The sequence below is a fragment of the Glutamicibacter sp. BSL13 genome (genome assembly GCF_052928425.1).
Genome location: NZ_JAVGCZ010000115.1, coordinates 1 through 7,646, shown reverse-complemented (window position 1 = coordinate 7,646; position 7,646 = coordinate 1). Strand labels below are relative to the sequence as shown.

8 protein-coding genes are annotated in these 7,646 nt (G+C 70.6%); 1 reads left to right on the top strand and 7 read right to left on the bottom strand.

Features of this window, described 5'->3' with window-relative positions; translation table 11 throughout:
- The 7 genes from RCJ92_RS14105 to argC all read right to left on the bottom strand — a co-directional run.
- On the bottom strand, positions 1-334 hold a 334-nt coding region (locus tag RCJ92_RS14105; protein WP_446754876.1), incomplete at its 3' end, for a hypothetical protein.
- Positions 335-578: 244 nt separating this feature from the next.
- A complete protein-coding gene (locus RCJ92_RS14100) occupies positions 579-1,082 on the bottom strand; it encodes an arginine repressor (protein WP_054821945.1) in 504 nt (167 codons plus the stop codon).
- Between the two features lies 1 nt (position 1,083).
- The gene (gene argF, locus RCJ92_RS14095; RefSeq protein WP_446754875.1) at positions 1,084-2,043 is read right to left on the bottom strand and encodes an ornithine carbamoyltransferase; all 960 of its coding nucleotides are present in this window, start codon (positions 2,041-2,043) and stop codon (positions 1,084-1,086) included.
- A 3-nt stretch (positions 2,044-2,046) separates the two neighbouring features.
- Positions 2,047-3,300: an acetylornithine transaminase gene (locus RCJ92_RS14090; RefSeq protein ID WP_138174369.1), complete on the bottom strand. Its 1,254-nt coding sequence runs from the start codon at positions 3,298-3,300 to the stop codon at positions 2,047-2,049.
- Positions 3,297-4,196 (bottom strand): acetylglutamate kinase, encoded by a 900-nt coding sequence (argB, locus tag RCJ92_RS14085; protein WP_446754877.1) that lies wholly within the window; start codon positions 4,194-4,196, stop codon positions 3,297-3,299. Before argB ends, RCJ92_RS14090 begins: the two co-directional genes overlap by 4 nt.
- A 106-nt stretch (positions 4,197-4,302) precedes the next feature.
- Positions 4,303-5,502 (bottom strand): bifunctional glutamate N-acetyltransferase/amino-acid acetyltransferase ArgJ, encoded by a 1,200-nt coding sequence (gene argJ, locus RCJ92_RS14080; RefSeq protein ID WP_396278182.1) that lies wholly within the window; start codon positions 5,500-5,502, stop codon positions 4,303-4,305.
- Positions 5,503-5,549: 47 nt separating this feature from the next.
- Positions 5,550-6,581: an N-acetyl-gamma-glutamyl-phosphate reductase gene (gene argC, locus RCJ92_RS14075; RefSeq protein ID WP_138174365.1), complete on the bottom strand. Its 1,032-nt coding sequence runs from the start codon at positions 6,579-6,581 to the stop codon at positions 5,550-5,552.
- A gap of 223 nt (positions 6,582-6,804) precedes the next feature.
- On the opposite strand from argC, the gene RCJ92_RS14070 reads away from it, so the two are divergent.
- The coding region (locus tag RCJ92_RS14070; protein ID WP_446754874.1) for a quinone oxidoreductase family protein at positions 6,805-7,646 on the top strand (842 nt) is incomplete at its 3' end.

The following is a 7,646-nucleotide window of genomic DNA, read 5'->3' as shown; positions in this document are numbered from 1 at the left end:
TCGCGTACAGCACCGGGCCCTGGGTGTCGGCCGGGTTCTGCCGCAACCGGTCATACTCGCCCACTTCCAGCCGGTGGGCCCCGGTGGCTTCCAACGCGGCGATCGCGGCCAGTTGAGCGCGGATCACGGCCCGGTAGTGCTTCTCGACCCAGCTGGCCCCACCCAACGCGACCGGTGCCCGGTGGGTGGCCCCCACCAGTCCGGCCAGGTCGGTGAACAGGGCGGTACACAGTTCCTGGATTTCACGCAGCACCGTGCCATCCAGTGCCGCACCGTTGTGCCGCACCCGGTGGCGTACCACCTCAAGGGCCGTGGCCAGGGAAACCTGATTCATGCCACCTACCATCACCCACCAAATCCAGGCGCTCCGTCCAGGCCCGGCGGGATGGGGATAACCCACGAACCCTCCAAAATTCTTTCGGGGACCACCGGCTGGAAACACCCACCGGGAAACACCGGGGGGGAAACACCGGCCGGAAACACCAGTGGGCCAGCCACCACCCGTGGCTGGCCCACCACACCCCAACCCGAGACCCGCCCCGAGGGCCAAACCCGGATCGAGTGCGGGCAGAACGGTGCTAGTTGGTGTCGGCCAGCTGCAGGAAGCGGCTGGCGACCTCGGCGCCGCCATCGGGCGAACGGGTGATCACCATGATGGTGTCATCACCGGCGATGCAGCCCAGGATCGCGGGGATCTGCGAGTGGTCGATGGCCAGTGCCAGCAGGTTCGCAGCCCCCGGCGGAGTGCGCAGCACGACGATGTTGCCGCTGGCTTCCGCGGTGACCAGCTGCTCCTGGCAGATCTTGGACAGCCGGGCGTCGAGCACCTCCTGGGTGAGCGCGGATTGCGGGGAGCGGTCCCCGCCTTCCTGGCGCACCGCGTAGATCAGCTGCCCGGAGGTGTCCCGGATGCGCACCGCGCCGATTTCCACCAGGTCCCGGGAGAGGGTGGCCTGGGTGACTTCCAGCCCGTCGTCCTTGAGCAGGGCGAGCAGTTCGGCTTGGGACTTGACCGAGTGGTTGCCCAGGAAGGTGCGGATGCGCGCCTGGCGGGCGGTCTTGGTGCTGGGTTGGGCAGCCATGCTACTTCGCTTCCCGCACGCTGGCGGCCAGCCCGGAGACGTGCAGCAGCCAGGCCATGATGGCCTTTTGGGCGTGGACCCGGTTCTCGGCCTCGTCGAACACCACGGACTGCGGCCCGTCGATGACCTCCGCGGCGATCTCGTAGCCGCGGTAGGCCGGCAGGCAGTGCAGCACGATTGCGTCGTCCTTGGCGTGGGCCATCGCCTCGGTGCTCAGCGCATAGTCGCGGAACAGGCCCAGGCGCGCCTCCTTCTCATCCTCCTGGCCCATGGAGATCCAGGTGTCGGTGGCGACCACGTCGGCGCCGGCCAGGGCGGCCACGGCGTCGGTGGTGATGGTGACCGAGCCGCCGGTGGACTCCGCGCGCTGGCGGGCGGCGGCGACGATCGGCTCGGCCGGCAGGTAGCCCTCGGGCCCGGCGATGCGCACGTGCATGCCGGCGTTGACCCCGGCCAGCAGGTAGGAGTTGGCCATGTTGTTCGCCGCGTCGCCCAGGTAGGCCAGGCTTAGCCCGGCCAGCTCGCCCTTGTGCTCGCGCACGGTGAGCAGGTCGGCCAGCAGCTGGCAGGGGTGGTAGTCGTCGGACAGGGCGTTGATGACCGGCACCGCGCAGTTCTGCGCCATCTGCTCAAGCCCGGCCTGGGCGTAGGTGCGCCAGACGATGGTGGAGACCATGCGCTCCAGGACCTTGGCCGAGTCGGCGATGGACTCCTTGTGCCCCAGCTGGGATTCGGCGGAGTTGATGATCAGCGGGGAGCCGCCCAGTTCGGCGATGCCGGCGTGGAAGGAGACCCGGGTGCGGGTGGAGGTCTTGTCGAAGAACACCGCCACGGTTTGCGGGCCGGCGTACGGGGTGTAGCCGTAGGGGTCGGCCTTCATCGCCTGCGCCAAATCCAGCACCTCGCGCTGTTCGGCCGGTGAGAGGTCCAGGTCGGTCAGGAAGTGGCGGGTTGTTGCCATGGGCTAGTTCTCCTTGTGGGTCAGCAGTGCCTGGCCGATCAGGGCCGGCAGCTTGGCGATGAAGGTGGACAGCTGGTCGCGGGTGATGACCAGCGGCGGGGCCAGGCGGATGGTGGCCGGCCCGGTGGTGTTGATGATGAACCCGGCGTCCAGGGCGGCGGGCACCAGCGCGGCGGCGATGGGCTTGTCCAGGTCGAACGCCAGCAGCAGCCCGCGCCCGCGCACGGCGCTGATCCCGCCGATGCCCTGCAGCTGTGCGCGCAGCCATTCCCCGGTTTCGGCCACGTGGCCCAGCAGCTCGTCCTTGTCGATCACGTGGATGGTGGCCAGGGCGGCGGCGGTGGCCACCGGGTTGCCGCCGAACGTGGTGCCGTGGTCCCCCGGGCGCAGCAGGTCCGCGGCCTTGTGCCCGAACGCGATCATCGCCCCGATCGGCAGCCCGCCGCCCAGCCCCTTGGCCAGGGTCATCGCATCGGGCAGCACCGGGGCGGAGGCGAAGTACTGGCCGGTGCGGCCCATGCCGGACTGCACCTCGTCGAACACCAGCAGCGCCCCGGCCTGGTGGGTGATGGCACGGGCGGCGCGCAGGTACTCGTGGTCCAGTTCGCGCACCCCCGCCTCGCCCTGGATTGGCTCGATGAACACGGCCTGCACGGTTTCGTCCACCGCCGCGCGCAGCGCCTCGATGTCCCCGGCCGGCACCCACTGCACGTTGCCCGGCAGCGGTTCGAACGGTTCGCGGTAGGCCTGCTTCCAGGTCAGTGACAGCGCGCCGAGGCTGCGGCCGTGGAACGCGTTTTCCAGGGCGATCACCTTGGTGCGCGGCGCCTGGGCGGTGCCGGCGTTGCGCCGGGCCAGTTTCAGGGCCGCCTCGTTTGCCTCGGTGCCGGAGTTGGCGAAGAACACCTTCGAACCGCCCGGGGCGCCGGAGATTTCCAGCAGCTTTTCGGCCAGCGCGACCTGGGCCGGGGAGGTGAAGAAGTTGGAGATGTGCCCCAGGGTGGCCAGCTGGGAGGAGATCACCGAGTTCAGCAGCGGGTGGGCGTGGCCCAGCGTGTTGACCGCGATCCCGCCCAGCAGGTCCAGGTACTGGCGGCCGTCGGCGTCCCAGACGTGGCAGCCGGCGCCGCGCACCAGCACCCGCTGCGGGGTGCCGAACACTCCCAGCAGGGCCGAGGAGTAGCGTTCGGTCAGCGCGGTGGAGGTCAGTGCGCCCAGGGCGGCCAGCGCGTCGGGTTGATGGGGGTGGGAGGTCATTTCTCGTCCTTTCCGGGCACCACCTGGGTTCCGACCCCGGCGGTGGTGAACACTTCAAGCAACATCGAATGGGGTTGGCGCCCGTCGACGATGTGGGCGCGGGAGACCCCGGCGTCCACCGCGGCCAGGCAGGCGCGCATCTTCGGGATCATCCCGGAGACCAGGGACGGCAGCATCCGGCGCAGCTCCTCGCTGGTCAGCGAGGAGATCAGCGAGGACTTGTCCGGCCAGGCCGCGTACAGGCCCTCCACGTCGGTGAGGATCACCAGTTTGCTGGCCCCCAGGGCGGCGGCCAGCGCCGCGGCGGCGGTGTCCGCGTTCACGTTCAGCACCGCCCCGGTCGGCTCCCCGTCGGCCCCCACTTCCGGGGCGACGGTGGAGAGCACCGGGATCATCTGCGCGGCCAGCAGGTTGTCGATCTGGTCGGTGCGCACCGCGGTGACCTCACCGACCAGCCCCAGGTCCACCTCGATGCCGTCCACGGTGGTGCCGGTGCGCACCGCCTGCAGCGTGGCCCCGTCCTCCCCGGACAGGCCCACCGCGTAGGGCCCGTGGGAGTTGATCAGCCCGATCAGGTCGCGCTGCACCTGGCCGGTGAGCACCATGCGCACCACGTCCATGGCCTCGGGGGTGGTCACCCGCAGCCCGCCGCGGAATTCGGATTCGATGCCCAGCTTGTCCAGCATCGCGTTGATCTGCGGGCCGCCGCCGTGCACCACCACCGGGTTGATCCCGGCGTGGCGCAGGAACACGATGTCCTGGGCAAACGCGCGGCGCAGGCCATCGTTGACCATGGCGTTGCCGCCGTACTTGATGACCATGGTGGTCCCGGCGAAGCGCTGGATCCAGGGCAGCGCCTCGATCAGCGCCTCGGCCTTGCGCTGGGCCAGGTCCATGCCGGTCGGCTCCGGCAAGGGCGGGGACGCCGGCCGGCCGGTGCCCGGCTGCTCGCCGGTTTTGCTGGGGCTGGGTTGCTGGGTGCTTGACATGGGTGGGCGGTTCCTAGCTGGAGTAGGCGGAGTTCTCGTGCACGTAGGCGTGGGTGAGGTCGTTGGTCAGGATCGCGGCCTGCTCGGTGCCGGCGTTCAGGTCGATCTCGATCAGCACCTGGCGCTGCTCAAGGTCCACCAGGTCGCGGTCCTCGCCCACCGACCCGGCCCGGCACACCATGACCCCGTTGATCGACACGTTCAGCTGATCCGGTTCGAAGGCGGCGGCGGTGGTGCCGACCTCGGAGAGCACCCGGCCCCAGTTCGGGTCGCGGCCGAAGATCGCGGTCTTGACCAGGTTGGAGCGGGACACGGCGCGGGAGACCTCCAGCGCGTCGGCCTCGCTGGCGGCGTTGACGGTGCGCACCTCGATGGTGTGCTCGGCGCCCTCCGCGTCGTCGATCAGCGCCCGGGCCAGCTCCTGGCACAGTTCGGTGAGCAGCGCGGTGAATTCGCCGGTGCCCGGGGTGGTGCCCGAGGCGCCGGAGGCCAGCAGGGCGACGGTGTCGTTGGTGGACATGCACCCATCGGAGTCCGCCCGGTCGAAGCTGGCGGCGGTGGCCGCGCGCAGCGCCGCGTCCAGCTGCGCGGCCGGCAGCTGGGCGTCGGTGGTGAGCACCACCAACATGGTGGCCAGGCCCGGGGCGAGCATGCCCGCGCCCTTGGCGATCCCGCCGATCGTGTACCCGGCGCCGCGGCGCACCGCCTGCTTGGGCACGGTGTCGGTGGTCATGATGCCGGTGGCGGCGGCCAGCCCGGCCTCGGCGGTGGTGTCCAGGGCGTCGACGGCGCGCTGCACGCCGGGCAGCAGCTTGTCCATCGGCAGCTGCATGCCGATCAGCCCGGTGGAGGCCACCAGCACGTCGGCCGCGGAGATCCCCAGCAGCCCGGCCGCGTATTCGGCGGTGCGGTGGGTGTTGGCAAAGCCCTCGGCGCCGGTGCAGGCGTTGGCCCCGCCGGAGTTCAGCACGATCGCGTCGGCCCGCCCGTCGCCGATCACCTGGCGCGAGTAGAGCACCGGGGCGGCGGCCACCCGGTTGGAGGTGAACACCGCGGCCGCGGCGTGGCTCGGGCCGAGGTTGCGCACCACCACCACGTCGTTGGCGCCGGTGGACTTCAGCCCGGCCGGCACCCCGGCGGCGGCAAAGCCGCGGGGGGCGGTGATCCCGGTGGGTCCGGGCTCCTGGTTGATCGGGTTCTGGGTCTGGCTCATTGTGGCACCGTTTCTCTGGGGGTGGTTCGCTGGATCGTGCTGCGGGTTCACGGGGCGATCCCCTGCCCGGTCAGCCCCGTGGTTTCCGCCAGCCCCAGGGCGATGTTCATCGACTGCACGGCGCCGCCGGCGGTGCCCTTGGTCAGGTTGTCGATCGCCGCGCAGACGATCACCCGCCCGGCGTGTTCGTCGAACGCCAGCTGCAGGTGCACCTGGTTGCTGCCGGTCACGTTGCCGGTGGCCGGCCACTGGCCCTCGGGCAGCAGGGTGACGAAGGGTTCGGCGGCGTAGGCGCGCTGCCAGGCGGCGCGCAGCTGGTCCTGGCTGGTGCCGGGCTTGACCCGGGCGGTGGCGGTGGTCAGGATGCCGCGCGGCATCGGGGCCAGGGTGGGGGTGAAGGAGACGCTGACCGGCTCGCCGGCCACCCGGGACAGGCCCTGTTCGATCTCCGGGGTGTGGCGGTGCCCGCCGCCCACGCCGTAGGGGCTCATCGAGCCCATGGTTTCGCTGCCCAGCAGGTGCGGCTTGACGGATTTGCCGGCCCCCGAGACCCCGGAGGCCGAGACGATCACCACGTCCTGCGGTTCGAGCAGCCCGGCCGAGTAGCCCGGGGCCAGGGCCAGCTGGGCACCGGTGGGATAGCAGCCGGGCACGGCGATGCGCTTGGCGGAGCGCAGCGCCTCGCGGTGTCCGGGCAGCTCGGGCAGTCCGTAGGGCCAGTGCCCGGCGTAGCCTTCCCCGTAGAACTTGGCCCAGGCCTCGGCGGAGGCCAGCCGGTGGTCGGCGCCGGCGTCGATCACCAGCGTGTCCTGGGGCAGCTGGGCGGCGATCTCGGCGCTGGCCCCGTGCGGCAGGGCCAGGAACACCACGTCGTGCCCGGCCAGGTTCTCAACGGTGGTCTGGACCAGCACCTTCTCCGCCAGCGCGTGCAGGTGCGGGGCGATGGAGCCCAGCCGGCTTCCGGCCTGGGAGTGGGCGGTGACCGCTCCGATGGTGACCTGCGGGTGGTTGGCCAGCAGGCGAAGTACTTCGCCACCGGCATAGCCGCTGGCGCCCGAGACAGCTACTGAAAACGTCATGTGGCAACTCTACCGCTGGATATGCATGAAACCTAATATTTATTCATAGATTGCGCGGGCCGAACTTTGTCGTCATCTCTTCGCGCCCCCGGGCCGTGGCGGTCCTAGACTGGCAGTAGCGGCCCCGCACCCGCTGCCCCGCTCCGGCGCGGACCCGGCGAGCGCGGTGGGCCGAAGTCGAACAAGCAGGATTGCACCGAATGACCAAGGGGATGATGCACGCATGAGCAAGCAGCAGAAGATCGTGGCCGCCAAGGCCGGTGGCCCCGAGGTGCTGGAGCTGGTGGAGGAACCGATCCCCTCCCCCGGGCCGGGCCAGGTGCTGGTGAAGGTCGCCGCGGTCGGGGTGAACTTCATCGAAACCTATCAGCGCTCGGGCGTCTACCAGGTCCAGTACCCGTTCGCGCTGGGCTCGGAGATTTCCGGGACCATCGAACAGGTTGGCTCCGAGGTGCGCAACCTGAAGGTCGGGGACCGGGTCGCGACCTCCGAGGCCACCGGCGGGTACGCGCAGTACGTGGTGGTCGATGCCCAGGTGCTGGGCAAGGTGCCCGAGAAGGTGGACCTGCGCCTGGCCGCCGCCCTGCCGCTGCAGGGCTGCACCGCCCACTACCTGATGCATTCGAGCTACATGGTGCGTGAGGGGGATGTGATCCTTTCCTACGCCGGGGCCGGCGGGGTGGGGCTGCTGCTGACCCAGATGCTCAAGCTCAAGGGCGCCACCGTGATTACCACCGCCTCCACCCAGGAGAAGAAGGACCTGGCCAAGGCCGCCGGGGCGGACTACGTGGTCGACTACGACCAGGTGTCGCAGACCGTCAAGGAGGTTACCGAGGGCCAGGGCGTGCACGCGGTGTACGACGGGATCGGCAAGGACACCTTCGAGATGTCCCTGGCGGCGCTGCGCCGGCGCGGCACCCTGGTGCTGTTCGGCGGGGCCAGCGGCCAGGTGCCGCCGCTGGACCTGCAGCGGCTGAACGCCGGCGGGTCGCTCAGCGTCACCCGCCCGAAGCCCGGGGGCTTCCCGGAGGTCGGAAGAGCGTCGTGGCGGGCAAGAGGGTTATG